The organism is Polaribacter sp. L3A8, assembly GCF_009796785.1.
In the GTDB taxonomy this organism is placed as follows: Bacteria; Bacteroidota; Bacteroidia; order Flavobacteriales; family Flavobacteriaceae; genus Polaribacter.
Genome location: NZ_CP047026.1, coordinates 868128 through 885289, shown reverse-complemented (window position 1 = coordinate 885289; position 17162 = coordinate 868128). Strand labels below are relative to the sequence as shown.

The 17162-nt window shown below is 29.7% G+C and carries 16 protein-coding genes; 3 read left to right on the top strand and 13 right to left on the bottom strand.

Features of this window, described 5'->3' with window-relative positions; translation table 11 throughout:
• Positions 1–36: 36 nt before the first annotated feature.
• From mnmE to GQR92_RS03335, 3 genes are all read right to left on the bottom strand, one after another.
• A complete protein-coding gene (gene mnmE / locus GQR92_RS03345; protein ID WP_158837792.1) occupies positions 37–1431 on the bottom strand; it encodes a tRNA uridine-5-carboxymethylaminomethyl(34) synthesis GTPase MnmE in 1395 nt (464 codons plus the stop codon).
• Between the two features lie 96 nt (positions 1432–1527).
• A complete protein-coding gene (locus GQR92_RS03340; RefSeq protein ID WP_158837791.1) occupies positions 1528–2403 on the bottom strand; it encodes a mechanosensitive ion channel family protein in 876 nt (291 codons plus the stop codon).
• A 47-nt stretch (positions 2404–2450) separates the two neighbouring features.
• Positions 2451–2951, bottom strand: coding sequence for a Dps family protein (locus tag GQR92_RS03335; RefSeq protein ID WP_158837790.1), 501 nt, complete (start codon positions 2949–2951; stop codon positions 2451–2453).
• A gap of 178 nt (positions 2952–3129) precedes the next feature.
• On the opposite strand from GQR92_RS03335, the gene GQR92_RS03330 reads away from it, so the two are divergent.
• Positions 3130–3468 (top strand): DUF4870 domain-containing protein, encoded by a 339-nt coding sequence (locus tag GQR92_RS03330; RefSeq protein WP_158837789.1) that lies wholly within the window; start codon positions 3130–3132, stop codon positions 3466–3468.
• 417 nt (positions 3469–3885) lie between these two features.
• Here GQR92_RS03330 and GQR92_RS03325 read toward each other — a convergent pair whose 3' ends face one another.
• From GQR92_RS03325 to GQR92_RS03305, 5 genes are read right to left on the bottom strand one after another with little or no spacing between them, the layout of a single operon-like run.
• Positions 3886–4317 carry a DUF4268 domain-containing protein gene (locus GQR92_RS03325; RefSeq protein ID WP_158837788.1) on the bottom strand — a complete coding sequence of 144 codons (432 nt, stop codon included), beginning with the start codon at positions 4315–4317 and terminating at the stop codon, positions 3886–3888.
• Between the two features lie 3 nt (positions 4318–4320).
• The gene (locus GQR92_RS03320; RefSeq protein WP_158837787.1) at positions 4321–4734 is read right to left on the bottom strand and encodes a hypothetical protein; all 414 of its coding nucleotides are present in this window, start codon (positions 4732–4734) and stop codon (positions 4321–4323) included.
• 10 nt (positions 4735–4744) lie between these two features.
• On the bottom strand, positions 4745–5326 hold the full coding sequence (locus tag GQR92_RS03315; RefSeq protein ID WP_158837786.1) for a tRNA-(ms[2]io[6]A)-hydroxylase: 582 nt from the start codon (positions 5324–5326) through the stop codon (positions 4745–4747).
• 5 nt (positions 5327–5331) lie between these two features.
• Positions 5332–7521: a SulP family inorganic anion transporter gene (locus GQR92_RS03310; RefSeq protein WP_158837785.1), complete on the bottom strand. Its 2190-nt coding sequence runs from the start codon at positions 7519–7521 to the stop codon at positions 5332–5334.
• Positions 7522–8355, bottom strand: coding sequence for a universal stress protein (locus GQR92_RS03305; protein WP_233269992.1), 834 nt, complete (start codon positions 8353–8355; stop codon positions 7522–7524). It abuts the gene before it with no gap.
• Positions 8356–8481: 126 nt separating this feature from the next.
• Between GQR92_RS03305 and GQR92_RS03300 the strand changes: the two genes are divergently transcribed.
• Positions 8482–10311, top strand: a complete 1830-nt coding sequence (locus tag GQR92_RS03300; RefSeq protein ID WP_158837784.1) for a cation:proton antiporter — start codon at positions 8482–8484, stop codon at positions 10309–10311.
• A 97-nt stretch (positions 10312–10408) separates the two neighbouring features.
• Here the strand turns inward: GQR92_RS03300 and GQR92_RS03295 are convergent, their stop codons facing one another.
• From GQR92_RS03295 to dnaX, 3 genes are all read right to left on the bottom strand, one after another.
• Complete coding sequence (locus GQR92_RS03295; RefSeq protein WP_233269991.1) at positions 10409–11509, bottom strand: MutS-related protein; 1101 nt, start codon at positions 11507–11509, stop codon at positions 10409–10411.
• A gap of 99 nt (positions 11510–11608) precedes the next feature.
• Positions 11609–11962 (bottom strand): hypothetical protein, encoded by a 354-nt coding sequence (locus tag GQR92_RS17910; RefSeq protein WP_233269989.1) that lies wholly within the window; start codon positions 11960–11962, stop codon positions 11609–11611.
• A gap of 149 nt (positions 11963–12111) precedes the next feature.
• A complete protein-coding gene (dnaX, locus tag GQR92_RS03290) occupies positions 12112–13800 on the bottom strand; it encodes a DNA polymerase III subunit gamma/tau (protein WP_158837783.1) in 1689 nt (562 codons plus the stop codon).
• Positions 13801–14112: 312 nt separating this feature from the next.
• Between dnaX and msrA the strand changes: the two genes are divergently transcribed.
• Positions 14113–14766, top strand: coding sequence for a peptide-methionine (S)-S-oxide reductase MsrA (gene msrA, locus GQR92_RS03285; protein WP_158837782.1), 654 nt, complete (start codon positions 14113–14115; stop codon positions 14764–14766).
• Between the two features lie 111 nt (positions 14767–14877).
• On the opposite strand, the gene GQR92_RS03280 is transcribed toward msrA, so the two are convergent.
• Positions 14878–16428 carry a hypothetical protein gene (locus GQR92_RS03280; protein WP_158837781.1) on the bottom strand — a complete coding sequence of 517 codons (1551 nt, stop codon included), beginning with the start codon at positions 16426–16428 and terminating at the stop codon, positions 14878–14880.
• A 191-nt stretch (positions 16429–16619) separates the two neighbouring features.
• Positions 16620–17141 (bottom strand): OmpH family outer membrane protein, encoded by a 522-nt coding sequence (locus GQR92_RS03275; RefSeq protein ID WP_199269175.1) that lies wholly within the window; start codon positions 17139–17141, stop codon positions 16620–16622.
• Between the last annotated feature and the right edge of the window lie 21 nt (positions 17142–17162).

The window sequence follows — 17162 nt, the reverse complement described above, 5'->3', positions numbered from 1 at the left end:
ATTTTGTTTGACTTTTGTTTCCTTTGTTTGACTTATTTACTTCCCGATACAAAAGTTCCCAAAAATATGCCCTAAGATATCTTTATCAACATCGTACTCACCAGTAATATTACCAAGGTGACGTAAACATTCACGAATATCAATAGAAAACAAATCTGTAGAAATTTCTAAGTCGATACCTTGCTGTACAGAAGTAATAGCATTTAAAGCGTTGTTCAGCGCCTCAAAATGACGAGAATTTGTAACAATCGTTTCATTATTGCTTAGAGCTCCAATATTAACCAAAGAAGTCAATTCATTTTTTAGCTCTTCGATTCCGGTTTTATCTTTTGCAGATAAAAGAATCAAATTTTCAATTTCAGACTGTAAAATAGCCGAATCATGGCACGATAAAGTATCAATTTTATTCGCAATCACTAACAAGCGTTTGTTAGGGAAACGCTCCTTAATCGTTTCAATTTCAGTTAAAAACTCTTCTCTAGCATACGCAAATTTGTTAGAATCGATCAAGAAAATAATTAACTGAGCATTATCTGCCTTCTCGTAAGCTTTTTTAATTCCGATACTTTCTATAACATCCTCAGTTTCTCTAATTCCGGCAGTATCAATAAACCTAAAAGCAACACCATCAATAATTATTTCATCCTCAATAGCATCTCTTGTAGTACCAGCAATATCAGAAACAATTGCCTTTTCTTCATTTAAAAGCGTGTTTAATAAAGTAGATTTCCCAACATTTGGTTCGCCTATAATAGCAACCGGAATTCCATATTTCATGGCATTTCCAAAAGAAAAACTATCAATTAAACGTTTTAAAACAAAGGTAATTTTAGCTACCAATTCTTTAAACTTTGTACGGTCTGCAAACTCAACATCTTCACCAGAAAAATCTAATTCTAATTCAATTAAAGCCGCAAAATCTAATAACTGAACACGTAAATCTTTTAATTCATTGGTAATTCCACCACGCATTTGCTGTATTGCCATTTGATGACTCGCTGCAGAGTTAGAAGCAATAACATCTGCAACCGCTTCCGCTTGCGATAAATCCATTTTACCATTTAAAAAGGCACGCATGGTAAACTCACCATTATCTGCCATTCTACAACCGTTTTGTAAAAACAACTGAATAATTTCTTGCTGAATAAAGCTAGAACCATGGCAAGAAATTTCTACTACATTTTCTCCTGTATAAGAATTCGGATTCTTAAAAACGGACACTAAAACTTCATCTAACAGCATCTCATTCTGTACAATATGCCCTAAATGAATGGTGTGCGATTTCTGATTTATCAGTAATTTACCTTTTCTAACAGATTTAAAAAAGGCATCTACAATAGTAATTGCATTTTCACCAGAAAGTCTAATTACAGAAATTGCGCCAACACCAGCAGGAGTAGCCAAAGCAATAATAGTATCGTTTTTAATCATATTGCAAAAATACATAAAGATTTTACAGAAAAATAAAAAGCCCAACACATTTTGTATTGAACTTTTTAAGTAATTAGGGGAAATATAAAGGTTCTTTTAAGAAACCTCTTTCTCTGTAATTTTATGAATGTCTAAGCTTTGGTTTGGTAGAATTTCTAAAGTTCTCATTGGGAATGGGATACTAATATTCTCTTTATCAAAAGCTTGTTTTATTTTTATAATTGCATTACTTTTTGCTTTTAATCGTTCTAATGCATTTTCAGATTCTATCCAAAATCTACAAAGAAAATTAATAGAACTGTCTCCAAATTCAGTAAAATAAAACTCTACATTTTTCCCTAACTGTTCTTGATTAAAATTAGAAGTAATCACGTTTTTAGTTAAGATTTCTACTTTTTCTAAATCTGCACCATATTCTATACCACACTCTAAAGAAACTCTCATTTTTGTAGTTAAGGAGTAGTTTTTAAAAGGATTTTCTAAAATAGTTTTATTAGGTATAACCACTGTATTATTGTCTGCTTCTCTAATAACAAAGTAATTTAAATTAATATCTATTACTTCTCCAGAATACCCGTTTGTTTCAATCCAATTTCCAATATTTAAGTTTTCTCTAAAAGATAAAACAACTCCAGATATGGTGTTAGACAGCGTGCCTTGTAGCGCTAAACCAATAACAATACCAGATACACCTGCCGCAGAAATAATGGCTTTTAAAGTATCATCAAATTTTAATACGGTCATGGCAATGTATAAACCCAATAAAAAGATAAAGGCAGAAGCTACTCTAGAAACTAAATTTCTAACAGATTCTTGTTTAATTTTTTTGCCCAATGTTTTAGTTATAAAAGTATTTATAGCTCTAGATGCAAAGTAGGCAATAAATATTACCACCAAAGCAATTGCAATATTGGGTATATTTTTTATAAAAATATCTTTCCAGGCGTCTAGTTTATTTGTTATTTTATCCATGTTTTGTTTTAATAATTAGTATAATTTATTTAAAAAAGAGCAAATTACTATTTAACAAAACTAGTATCTAACTCAGCATTTGTTTTTTTAGACCAAGCATTCAACATCCAAGAAGCTTTTTCTAACTCTCTAATATAAGCACCAATTAAATCTATAGTACCTTCGTCTTTACCTTTGGTAGCTCTATCAATAACCTTACTTAACTGCTCTAGTAATATTTTATGGTCGTACATTAACTCTGTAACCATTTCTTCATCGGTTAATAAAGAAGAAGATTCTTTAATTTTAGCAACTTCTAAATAATCAGACAAATTACTAATTGGGTGGTGTTTTAATGTTATAATTCTTTCTGCAACTTCGTCAATTTTAATTTTTGTATCGTTGTACATTTCTTCAAATTTTACATGTAAATCAAAGAAATTTTTACCTAAAATATTCCAATGAAAATTTCTTAATTTTTGGTAATGTAATTGGTAATCTGCCAAAAGCACATTTAATTCTGTTACAATAGGTAGTATTTTGTCTTTGTCTATATTTAAGTAATTCATAATGTTATATGTTTTTAAGTTCATTACAAAACTACAATCATTGCTAAGTTTGTCTTTGCTCAAACACAGTACATCTTAACTCAAATACTTCTTTAACAAAATATTAATAATTAAGTATTTGTAACATAATTAGTTAAACTTCGTCTAATAGACACACACTAAAACTTTAAATATAAAAATGAAAGAAGACAAACAATTATTGGTAATTACCCATTTAAGTCAATTATTAGATTTTGTAACCGGAATAGGCGGCTTTATAGTTCCGTTGGTTTTATGGTTAACAAAAAAGGATGAAATTTTTGGAATGGACGCACATGGAAAAGCAATTCTAAATTTTAGAATTTCTATGTTTATTTACCTTTTGGTTTGTATTCCGTTAATATTTTTATTTGGGTTAGGAGTTTTAGGATTGATTACAATCGGAATCTTCTATCTCATTTTTCCGATTATTAATGCCATAAAAGTAAGTAACAATGAAGCGCCAAAATATCCTTTTAGCATTACATTTATAAAATAGAAAAAGAGAAGTAAGTTAGAATTAAAGAATCGCTCATTTGGGCGGTTCTTTTTTGTTTCCAATAATTAAGTAAAATATACTGTAGCTGTTTTGGGCGTTACCTTACAGGTCAGGCTTTCCACTATATCTTTTTGTGAAAAACAAAAAGGATGTCGTTTCAATCCTTAACGCAGACAAATTATAGACTATAAGAAAAATTGATACTAAATATTTTAATTTATTTTTTTAACATAGTTATTTTTATTTCAGTTGTTTAGGTACGTCTTGTTTAAGTGTTGGTTTAATTTTATTATTGTTGTTTAGAGTGGTGGTATAGATTAATAATTATATTTTTAAAGACAATTTTGTCGATATAAATAACCATTTAATCACAAAATAAGAAGCAAATATCTTACTTAAATTTTTAAAATATAAAGATTAAATGTTTGTTATAACATCTTCGTATTCGTAAAAGAAAAGCTCAAATTTAGGCATGGTTTTCACATAGAATTCAAAACAATCTCTCCATGAATTTTTATTATATACACTAAATTTACCCTCAAACGGAACATAAATTCTATGAATTTTTTTGCCACTTTCTAGTTCGTATTCATCATTATAAATAACTTCTGGTAACTCGTTTTCTAACAATGTTTTTAAAGACAACATTTTATCGTAGTAGAGTAGGTTTACCAACTCATCCGGATTTTCAATATCCAAACAAACCATTGCTTTTTTTCTATCCGCCAAAAATTTAAAAGAGAATCCTTTTATTTTAGTATTATACAACAACCATTTTCTCGGAAAAGATTTTCCAAAACTAGTCCAGAATTCTTTACGTAATTGTGCTGCTTCGTCTTTAGAGAACATTCGTTATTTTTTATTCGGTGTAAATATAACAACCTTTTCTGTACTAAAACCAGTAGAAAACCAGGTTCTATAATATAAAAGATCTGTATTAAAACTAGTAGAAATTAGGTTGGCTACAGCTTCTAATTTGGTGTTGTTAAAATCGGTATTCGTTTTATCAATACTTAAAATAATTCCAAAATTATGATCTTTAATTACGTTATTATCCCATTCATGTAAGGAGCCAATTTTATAAGGTTTGCTTATATGATAGTCGATTCCGTTAAAATTAACTTCCGCGTATTCTGATTCATCCTCTGTACTAAAAGTCATTTGTGGCAATTCTAGTACAAAACTAAATTTTTGACAAAATTCTTTTAAACTAAGATCAACAAAAGCAGAAAAATGTTCAATTTTAGAAATATTTTCAATATCCATAACTTGTTATTTATCCGTGAATTTTTGCGGTATTTCCTCTTTCTTTCATCAATTCGGCTTCAAAAGCTAAAAGAGCATTCCATTTTTTGTCAACAATTTCTTTGTCTTGATATTCACGAGCAAACTTTAAAAAAGTAGTATAATGTCCTGCTTCAGAAATCATTAAGTTATTGTAGAATTTAGACAATTCTTCATCTTCCATATTTTCAGAAAACACTTTAAAACGCTCGCAGCTTCTAGCTTCAATTAAAGCCGCAACTAATAAACGCTGAATTAAAGCATCTGTTCTGTCGCCAGTCTTTTTAAAGAATTTTTGCAAGCGAATAGCGTAATCGTTCTTTTGCTCACGCCCCAATACCATTCCACGTTTTACCATTAATAAATGCACCATTTTAAAGTGTTGCATTTCTTCAATAGCAATATTACTCATCTCTTTTACCAATTCTGTTTCTTCAGAATAATTAATGATAATAGAAACGGCATTAGAAGCCGCTTTTTGCTCTAAAAATGCGTGGTCTGTAAGTATTTGCTGTAAATTATCTTTAGCAATTTCTGCCCAAGAAGTTTCTGTTTCAAATTGTAATCCTAACATACTAATTATATTGTTTTTTGTAAGCCCATACCAAAATAGGCCAATGCTTTAATTTCTTTAACACTCGATAAACGTTCGTTACCAAATATTAAAAGTCCATTTTCGGTAGCAGAAATATGATATTGTTTGTTGCTTTCAAAGAACAAAACTAAATCATCTGTAAAAAATTCTCTAATTTTTTCTTCGTTTTTTCCCGCTAAATAAAATCGATGGCTAAAATCTGGGTGATTATCGATGTCAATATCTTTATAACCAGCAAATTCTAACAGATACTCAAAAAGACCTTCTCTATCTAAAGTAAAATTAGGAACCATTTTTAAAGGATGAATATGCAACATCGTTGTTTTAATAACCTGTTTTGCAATCATTTCTCCTTCTGTAAAATGAACATCAAAAATTGTACAATCTTCATTAGAAAGCACGTTAGAAACCTTGTCTATATTACGCGTTTTAAAATAACCAAAAGTGGGTAATTCCTCCATCTCTAAAGCAGAATTAGCATAGTATTTCCAATGCATTTCCTCACTAATAGTCTGTATAGATTTTTGCCTTTTTGTTAAAACATTTAATTTAGGCGTTATTTGTTTAGGTAATATTTTACGCAATGCAAAGGGGTGTTCACTTCCAGATTTAGAATCATCTAAACCAATAACTTCAAAATGGCCTCCTTTTCTGGTAAAGGATGCAGCGTAATTACTCATGTTTTCCATCACAGAATGATCTACAAAATCACACAGAGAAAAATCGATGATTGCTTCTTCGGTTTCCGGAATTTGATCTAGCTTCGTTTTTAGTTTTGTATAGTTTAAAAAGCTAGAAAAATTCTTTACACTCACATAATACGTATCATCCTCTTTAAACATTAAAACATTGGGTTTTAAAATGTTTTTAACAAATAACAAAATGTTTTTATTGATAATTACGTGAATAATAAAGGTAGCTAAGATACCTACAATAATCCCTGTAATTAAACTTGTTGAAATGGTTGTTAATAAGGTGATTAAGAAAATAATTAATTGTTCAGATCCTATACTAAAAACCTTTTTTATATTGTCTGGAGAAGCTAATTTATAGCCTGTAAAAACTAAAATAGCAGCCAATGCAGGCAACGGAATTTTACGTAATTCAGTGGCAAATAATAAAATAAAAGCGACTAAAAAAGCTGCGTGAAAAAAGTTTGCAGACCTGTTTGTTCCCTTATTATTTACGTTTACAGAGCTTCTAGCAATTACGGCAACTACATTTAAACCTCCTAAAAAACCACTAATTACGGTGGCTATACCTAGCGCACGAATGTCTTTATTTACGTTAGATCTTCTTTTTAAAGGGTCTAATTTATCTACCGCCTTTATGCTTAATAAACTTTCTATACTTGCAATTAATGTAATGGATATAACGGCATTTATAAAGTTAGCTTGATATATTTTACCAAAATCTGGAAAAGCAAAATTAGAGAGCACATCATTTGGTAATGCTATTAATAAACTTTTATCAATAGGGTATGGAGATGCAGAAATCAAGTCAAAATAATAATACATACCTACACTTAAAACCACAATCCACATAGGAGCGGGAATTAATTGAAAATATCGATTTCTTATTTTGCTATAAAAAATCATAATCAGCAAACTAACAATACCAACCAAACCTGCATAAAACATGCTAGAATTGTCTGTCTGTATTAAATTTAGTATTCCTTCCGGAACCTGAATTAAGAGTTCTATAATGCTTCCTTTGGCGTCTAGATTACCAAACATTACATGAATTTGTTTTGCGAAAATTCCAATTCCAATAGCGGCTAACATTCCTTGTATGGCAGAACCCGGAAAGAAATCTCCCAAAGAACCCATTCTAAGAAAACCAAGAATAATCATAATAACTCCGGAAATTACAATTGCAGCCAAAGTGTATAAAAAACCTTGTTGCATATTTCCTTCACCTAAAGTAGTAATAGCCCCCAAAATAACTACAACCAAACCGTTTCCAGGTCCTGTAATAGTAACGTTAGAGCCTCCAATTATAGAAACTACAATACCACCAACTATGGCAGCAATAATTCCAGAAATAGGTGGTGCGCCAGAGGCTAATGCCAATCCTAAACCTAAAGGAAGTGCTATTAATGATACTACAAAACCAGAAAATAAATTTTTAGGGATATCGCCTATAAATGTTTTAAGAGTGTTTTTTTTTGGCATCTATTTAACTATTAAAACATCGGTTGGTAATTGAGATAAAATATACTCAAGATCGTGAGGGAAGATTCTATCGAAAAAACCAAGTTTATTTGGTGCGTTCATAATTAGCAAATCAGCTCTTTTTACTTTGGCATAATGTCCAATAGAATAGCCTCTTTTTCCAAAAATACTTTGTGTTGTTATGGTAATATCATTACAATTTATATCTTTTAAAATGGTTTTTACACGCTGGTCTTCTCTTGTTTTTAACCTTTCTCTTGTAATTGTAGCTTGTCTTAGTGTTTTATCATCACTTACTTTTACTTGTAGTTCATTCTGACTCACTTCTTCTACAATAGTAATTTTACTACATTCTAAATATTTAGCAACAACAAAAGCTGTTTTAATCGTTTCTTCTGTTCTGTCATCTTTTAACCCATTTACCACAATATGGTTACATGGTACTCTCGCTATTGACGGTTTAATTAACAGTAAAACAGAACAAGGAGCTTTTCTAGTAATTTTTCTAGCAATAGAACCCACATAATATTTTAAGAGGTTTTCTTTCTGTAATGCTCCTAAAATAAGGAAGTCTATGTTTTCTACAGTGCAAGTTTCTAGAATAACATCTACTGGGTTTCCTTCTTTCCAAATCGCTTTAAAGGATTTTTTTAAAGGGTCTGCTGCAGATAATAGCGTTGTTAAGTCTATTTTTTTTTGTTGTGATTTTGTTCCTACATGAACTCCTACCAATTCAGCATTAAACATATTTGCGAGTCTTACAGCTTCAAATATGTTGGCTTTTAAATTTGGGGAAAATGCAATGCCAATTAGAATTTTATGAATATTTTGCAAAAAAGTTGTTTAGAGGTTTACTTATTGGTACAATATAGGGAACTTTATAAGAAAGAAAAAAACTATATTTTTATTTTTAGGATTACTAAACATTCTTAAATTTACATTTAAACGAGATTAAAAAATATGTTAGAATTAGCAGGAATAATTATTTTAGGAATATTAGCACAATGGGTAGCGTGGAAATTTAAAATCCCTGCAATTTTACCGTTAATATTAATAGGTTTATTGGTGGGACCTATTGCTGCAGAATTTTTAAGTGAAGATGGTAGCAAATGGATAGAGCCAATTTGGAATGGAGAAAAAGGGCTGTTCCCAGGAGAGAGCTTGTATTACTTTGTTTCTTTAGCCATCAGTATTATACTTTTTGAAGGTGGATTAACGCTAAAAAGAAATGAAATTAAAAATGTAGGTCCCGTAATTACAAAATTAATTACACTGGGCTCTGCAATTACGTTTTTTGGTGCTGGTATTGTTGCACATTATATTTTTGAATTAGGTTGGGATCTTTCTTTCCTTTTTTCTGGATTAATAATAGTTACCGGACCAACAGTAATCACTCCAATTTTAAGAAACATTCCGCTAAAGAAAGACATTTCTACTGTTTTAAAATGGGAAGGAATTTTAATTGATCCAATTGGTGCTTTGGTTGCTGTATTGGTGTTTGAGTTTATTAGCGTTGGTGGAGATGGTGGTTTTACAAAAACGGCTTTAATGGAGTTTGGTAAAATTTTACTTTTTGGAACCACTTTTGGGTTTACGTTTGCACACGCTTTGGCTTATGCTATTAATAGAAAATTAATTCCGCATTATTTATTAAATGTAGTTTCACTTTCAACAGTTTTATTAGTTTTTGTAGAATCGGAGTTATTTGCACACGAGTCTGGCTTATTAGCAGTAGTTGTTATGGGAATGGTTTTAGGAAATGGTAAATTAAGTAACTTAAAAGAATTGCTTTATTTTAAAGAATCTTTAAGTGTTTTATTAATTTCAATTCTATTTATTTTATTGTCGGCAAACATCAATATAGAAGATTTACTTTTATTGTATACTTGGAAAACGGCAGCGCTTTTTGCTATTGTAGTTTTTGTAATTAGACCTTTAGCAGTTTTTGCAAGTACTAGAAACTCTAAATTAAAACTAAACGAAAAATTATTTATAAGTTGGGTTGGACCTCGTGGAATTGTAGCTGCAGGTATTGCATCTTTATTTGGTAGCAAGTTAATGAAACAAGGAGTAGAAGGAGCAGAGTATATTACACCTTTAGTTTTTATGATTGTTTTAGGAACCGTTTTATTTAATGCAACTACAGCACGTTTGTTTGCTAAAATGGTAGGTGTTTTTCTTAAAAGTTCTGAATCTATTTTATTTGTAGGAGCATCTAGTCCTGCAAGATTAATTGCGCAATATTTAAAAGGTAAAGGGAAACGAGTTATTTTAATTGACTCTAATAAAGATTATATTAAAAAAGCTTTAAAAGAAGATTTAGAGGCTTTTAGAATTGATATTTATAATGAGGTTTTATCTGATAATATAGAATTAAATGATGTTGGTTATTTAATTGCAATGACGGGTAGTGAAGATGTAAATAAATTTGCAGTAAATAGTTTTGCAAAAGATTTTGGAGAACAAGGTGCATATAGATTGGCTACCTCAGAAGAGATCTTAAAAACGGATGTAAGTATAGAGGAACAAAGAGGCTTCTTTACGCCTAAAGATGATTATATTAATCTAAGTGAGGCATTTAGAGACAATCCTAAGATTTATGAAGTAGAAATTAGTACAGAAGAAGAATATGATGAAATGCTTTCTAAATTATTTAAAGAATTAAGATCTGTACTTTTATTTGTGAAAAAAGACGAAAAATTATACTTAATATCAGAATTTGAAAAAGCAAAATTAACTAAAGAAAATTGTACGTTAATCTATTTAGGAAAAAACGTGAAGACTATTTAATTAAAACTTGTCTAATACATTTTAAATTAAAAGATGTATTAGACAAGTTTTAATTGATATGTGTTTCTATGATTGTTATAATAAAAATCCTTTAAAATTATTCTCGGTTAAAATAATTAGCTTCTATCTCTTTGGCTTCTTTAATTATTTCTGAAGGATATTTATACAAATCTAGAATTTTAATAGCATTTCTAGTCTTTAGTTTCCCTTGTTTTATCTTGTGATCAAAAAATAGATTATTTTCTTCAATTTCTTCACTAAAGTGATATAAATCGTAATTATCTTCTACTAATAATTCTGTCAATTCTATATCGTGTGTAGAAACTAAAACGGTATGATTTTTCTTATTTAAATAGGATAAAATAGCTTTTCCACCAGAAACTCTTTCGATAGTATTAGTAGTTCCTTTAAAAATTTCATCCAATACAAACAAACAAGGGGTTGTAGCTTTAGAAGCTTCTATTAATTCCTTTATAGTAAGCACTTCTTGTAAATAATAACTTGTGTTTTCTAATAAGTCATCTGTAATTCTAATAGAGGAATGTATTTTGTAAAAAGGAGCAGTATAAGATTGTGCAAAACATAAATTTAATGTTTGCGCTAAAATACTATTAATAGCAACTGTTCTTATAAAAGTGGTTTTACCAGACATATTAGAACCTGTTAAAAGCATACTTTTATTTAAAAGATGCGTATCATTTGTAATACAATTATCAATTAAAGGATGGTAAATTCCATTTACTTTTAATTCATTAATATCATTAAAAGTAGGTATACAAATTTTTAAGTTTCCAGACTTTAAAGAAGCGGTAGAAATAGCTGCGTCAATTTTCCCTATAAAAAGAAATAGGTCTTCTATACTTTTTCGTTTTTTAGTGATAGCGTCCAAAAAACTATAAAAAACCAAATACTCTACATTAAACAGTATCTTAATACTTTCTGCAAAAAAAAAACAGAAAAAGAATAAAATTTCATCACTTATATTTTTTTCAAAAGCGATAAATTCTGTTTTAAATTTAATAGATTTCATATCATCTATAAAAGAGAGGTTTTTAAAATGAGTAACTATTTCAGGGTTTTTAGCTAATTTTTGACTTATTTTTAAGGTTCTAGATAGTTGGTTTACACCATTTAAATAATAGGCAACACTGTGTTTATTTTTATAATGAAAAAATAGATTTGCAGAAAAAACAGGCATTAATAAAAGGCTAAATATTGGATAAAAAAATAAAAGTATAATCGAAGAAATTGCAGTAATTGTTAAGCCTCTAACAATCCATAAATACTTTGTTTTTTTTTATTGTTTATCGTTGATTAATTCTTCTAAATAATAAGAATTTGTGTTGTTTAATTTAGAAAGTTCTAATTGGCAAGAAACACTTAAATCTTTGTTTTTCTGAAATAAAGTGGTTAATTCATCAAATTTTTTTAATTCTTTAATAGAACCAATTGTTCTTAATTTAAAGTATAAATATTGTTGTCCTATTTTAGAAGAAGTTCTGTCAATAAACTTAAAAATGTCATCAATATCAAAGTCAATTTTACTTTTTTCTGATAAAATGTGATATGCTTTTTCTTTGTGTTTATTGTTATTAAAATACTTAGATATTACAAAGAAATTATAATATTCTTTCTTTTTTGGAGTTCCCAAATTTTTATAAAGTGAAGCTTTAAATTTTGCTAAGCGTTTCTTTTTACGGAAGTTGCTAATCAAAATTGCAAAATGGCAATAAAAGAAATTGCTAAAAAATAATTCATAATTATCTAATGTAATTATAAGTAGAAATAGTAAGTGAAGAGTTACATATCTAATTCAAAAGTTTGGCGTAATTTATCTAAAAGAGGATTTATTTCTCTCATTTTATTATACTTTTCTTGTGGAGTATAAGCAAACTTTTTTTCTATGGTTTCATTTAGAGTAACGGTAAGACTAATACCATAATTATTAAGTCCTGCTCTTAAGAAATTTACTAATTTAGACCTACCTTTTTTAAATTGATCTTCCATTAATTTGTTAGGTACCATAAAAGAAATTTTAAAGTTCTCACCTAATTTTGGCACATCTGTACCAACAATAGAAGCCATACTTCGTTCCCCTTTATTAATCAATAAGGCAATATATTCTTTCCAAAGATTTTGTAACTTTTCTTGGGTAAATGGATCTTTCGGGTGATTGTCAAAATTTTCTTCTTCAACAACTTTTTTCTCTACCTTTTTTTCATGAATACTCTTTAAGGATAAAGAAGAAACACGTCTTCCAGACGATTTTAAAATAGGTTTTGCTAATCTAGGTTTAGGCGTTTCAACTTTAGGTGGTTGCACAACTTCAGCTTTTTTCTGAATCGGTTTTGCAATTTCTTTTACAGCTGGTGAAAGCGCCTGAAAAAATGTAGCGGGAATTATGTAGTTAGCTGATTTTTTTTTTTCTCCATCAAAAGTGATAGAGGCAATTTGCATAATGGTTAATTCTACCAGCAGTCGCTGATTTTTACTAGCTCTATAGTTTAAATCGCATTGATTTGCTTTTTCTATAGATTGCATTAAAAACGGAATACTTGCCTTTGTGGCTTGCTCTAAATATTTCTTTTTAGCGGCATCACCAACTTCTAACAACAGTAAAGTAGCTTTGTCTTTGGCTACTAGTAAATCTCTAAAATGACTTGCCAATCCGTTTATAAAGTGATGCCCTTCAAAACCTTTACTTAATACTACATTAAAAGCATTTAGTACTTGTGGTATTTTGTTTGTTAGCATTAAATCTGTCATATTAAAATACGTTTCGTAGTCTAATACATTCAGGTTTTCGGTAACGGCTTCTCTTGTTAAATTACTTCCAGAGAAACTAATAACTCTATCAAAAATAGACAAAGCATCACGCATAGCTCCATCCGCCTTTTGGGCGATAATATGCAAAGCATCATCTTCTGCTGTAATATTTTCTTTTTCGCAAATTACTTTTAGATAATTTTTAGCATCTAAAACACCAATTCGTTTGAAATCGAAAATTTGACAACGAGATAAAATTGTCGGAATAATTTTATGTTTTTCTGTAGTTGCTAAAATAAAAATAGCATGTGCAGGTGGTTCTTCTAACGTTTTTAAGAAAGCATTAAAAGCTGCCTGAGATAGCATGTGTACCTCATCTATAATATATACTTTGTACTTACCTGTTTGTGGCGGAATACGAACTTGCTCTGTTAAACTTCTAATATCATCAACAGAATTGTTAGAAGCAGCATCTAATTCAAAAATATTAAAAGCAAAATCTTCATCAGCAGAAATTTCGGCATCTTGTTGATTGATGTTTTTAGCCAATATTCTAGCACAAGAAGTTTTACCAACTCCACGCGGGCCTGTAAATAACAAGGCTTGTGCTAAGTGATTATTTTTTATAGCCTTTTCTAACGTGTTTGTAATGGCTTGTTGCCCAACAACATCCGCAAAGTTTTGAGGACGGTATTTACGCGCAGAAACTATAAAATGCTCCATGTATAATAGATTGTATAATATTAATATTTGTGTGAGCCCAGTCTAATACTAAAATAAACCTGTAGACTATGCTCAAAAAGACAAGGTTTATGAAACAATAAATAAAGGAACAAAAATAGGTATCTACTTCTTTTTTTACAAGTAGGTTTCTTAATTAAATGCTAAAGTTGTAAACATCTTGTAAATAGATGAATTTTGTTACGACTATAAAAGTAGTTATTATTATATTAAATTAAAGTTCGGAAAATTGTACTTAAAGTAGGCCCACTATTTTCTGTACAATTTTCTTTTAACCCTTATAATTATTATAAAATGAATATTTTAAAGTCAATTACTTTTGTTAGTTTCTCTCTATTATTAATTTCTTGTTTTGGTTTTACTAATAAAAAGGAAACCCAACTTAAAGTCACTTATATTGCTAAAGAAAACACCAAAGTAGCTTATTTTGCTAGTGGTTGTTTTTGGTGTGTAGAAGCTATTTTTGAAAGTGTAAATGGAGTAGAAGAAGCAGTTTCTGGTTATGCAGGCGGCAACACATTAAACCCAACTTATAAAAGTATTGGAACCGGAAAAACGGGGCACGCAGAAACTGTTGCGGTGTATTATAACCCCAATAAAGTTTCTTTTCAAACTTTGGTAACCGTGTTTTTTGGTTCTCAAGATCCAACTACAAAAAACGGACAACATCCAGATTACGGTTCGCAGTACAGGTCTATCGCTTTTTATACAACCGATGCTGAAAAGCAAATTATAGAAAATACTATTACCCAGTTAAATAAAGATGTCTATAACGGTAAAATAGCAACGGAAGTTACCAAATTTAAAAAGTTTTATAAAGCAGAAGAATACCATCAAGATTTTGAACGTAGAAACCCTAACCAAGGATATGTAAAAGCAGTTTCTGTACCTAGATTAAATAAATTTAAAAAGAAATTTCCTCAACTTTTAAAAAGTGATGTGCATTAAGTATTGGTTAATTTGATTCTTTTAAATTAAAAAATAATGTACAATTATAGTTTAATAAAAAAAGGTTTGTAACTCTGTTGTTACAAACCTTTTTTTGTAAAGAAATTATTTTTATTTATTAATAGAATCTCTATAAATTAAATTTCCTTGAATACTCCATGCAAAATCCAACACAACGGTGTTTTTATAATAGGGAGCATCTAAAGCGGTGTATTGGTCTGTAATATAATATTGAAAAGCATCTTTTATTTGAGCTACATTATACAACCTTGCTTGCCCATGACAGCTCATGCAATTTGTTTCTATACCTACTTTGTTTAATTTACCACCCACATATATTTTTTCTGATTTTCTAAAGGCACCAATTTTCTGATAACCTTCGCTATAATATTTTTTAATACTATCGTTACCGCCAGAATTACTTTGATTTTTATGATTAGGTTTAGGAGCAACATCAAATGTAGCTGCATTAAAACCTGCTTCTAAATAAGGGTTAAAAGCATAAATAGATTCTTTTATAGGTTCATTAATGGTAATTGCATTTGTACCGCCAGTGTAAGGTTGTGCAGGACTAATCATATTATAAGCTACCGACATTGCATAATGTTTTGCTGCAATATCTAAACGAGCAGGTTGCTTATTTGCAATAATTGAAGAACTCGGACTTTGTGGCGCGGTAGGATTTTCTGACCACCAAAACGTTTGCCATGTCCATCTTCTATTTTCTCTTGTATTTACGTGCATGCCAACCAATACAGCATATTGTCCTGCCTTAGGTGTTCCTCCAGTAACAAAATTGGTTCCTTTTAACTCTTCTGCTTGTTCTTTATTTAATTTAAAGTGAATAAATTCGTTAATAGAAAATACTTTATTTGCAGCATCTGTTGTTCCGGTAGTGGTAATGGTTATGTCATTTTTCCAAGATTCAGGACCAAATCCGTGAGCGATTACAGAATCCATTGGTATTTGATTATGGTACCCAGGCCATGTAGGAAGCCTATATTTTCCGGGTGCAATTTTTACAGTTACTGTATCTGTTAATACCTGAAAAACAGGTTTTATCAACACTGTTGATGCAGGAAAAGCAGGAATATTTGCTATTTTACCAGGCTTTATCATACTTTTTAAAACTTCGAAATAATACAATTGGTTGTTGTAAATATGTGCTGCAGAAATAGGATTGCATTTAACAAAACCAATAATATCGACACTTTTTACTTGGTCTCCATGTATGTTTTGATGCGGAATTACTAAATGACCTGTGTGAGACCTGTTTATATCTTCTAATTTAAAGCTACTATTCTTTTGTTGAGCTTTTAAAGCTGTTTTAATATCTCCTGGAGTGTACCAAGTTTCAAACCTTCTTAATTTCTGACCATTATTATCTTGATTTGTAAAAGCTGTTAATGCATCCCAAATATCCCAACCATGTGTAATAATGTTGGTGTTAGTTTCTAGGTTTTTAACTACTGTACTTTTTTTTATCCAATTATTAATAGTTGTAGAATCTGTAGGGAATTTTTGACCAGAAACCAATGTGGTTGGCATTGGTACCGCTGTAATTGGTGTGTAGGTTAGAATCTTTTTTTCTTCCTTAGTTTTAGGAGGATTACATCCAAGTAACATAAATGCTAGACTTGCATACATAAAATAGTTTTTCATAAGTTGAGGGGTTAAAGTTTGGGTTAAATTTGATCTCTTTTTATACTTTATAAGAATTATGTAAACTTAGTTTCTTTTTAATATGCTAATCAACACGTAGAAACACTCGTTTTTTATTTGTAAAATTAAAGGTCATAAAAAAAGCCTCACAAAAATGTGAGGCTTATAAAAAAAAATATTTTGATTAAAACTTATTCTTCAGTTTCAGTTGGCATTACGATACCTAAGTTGTTTAATACTAGTTTTGTAATGTCAAAATTGTTGTCTATGTATGCAAAATCGTTACCAGAAACGGTTAAAATTTGTGTGTATTTACCTGCTTTAGAAACGGTAGTGATAGCTTCACTTAATTTTTTATACAAAGGACGCATTAATTCGTCTTGCTTTAATTGCATTAACTTGTTTCCGTTTTGTTGATATTTTTTAATATCAGCTTCTAATTCTGCTAATTCTTTATATGCTCCTTGTTTAGCGAGTTCACCAAGTGTTTTTTCATTCTTTTTAAAAGCATCTACTTTGGTTTGATAGGTTTTTACTTTAATATTAAAGGAAGAATCTAATTTTGCACCGTAATTTTGAGATCTTTCTAAAACAATTTTTGTTTCTGGCATTAGGCTTAAAATATATTCGCTATCTACTGTACCTACTTTAGATTGTGCAATAGAAATGGTGCTTAACAAAGCAATAGCAATAAATATAATTTTTGATTTCATGTTTTTGATTTTTTGTGCAAC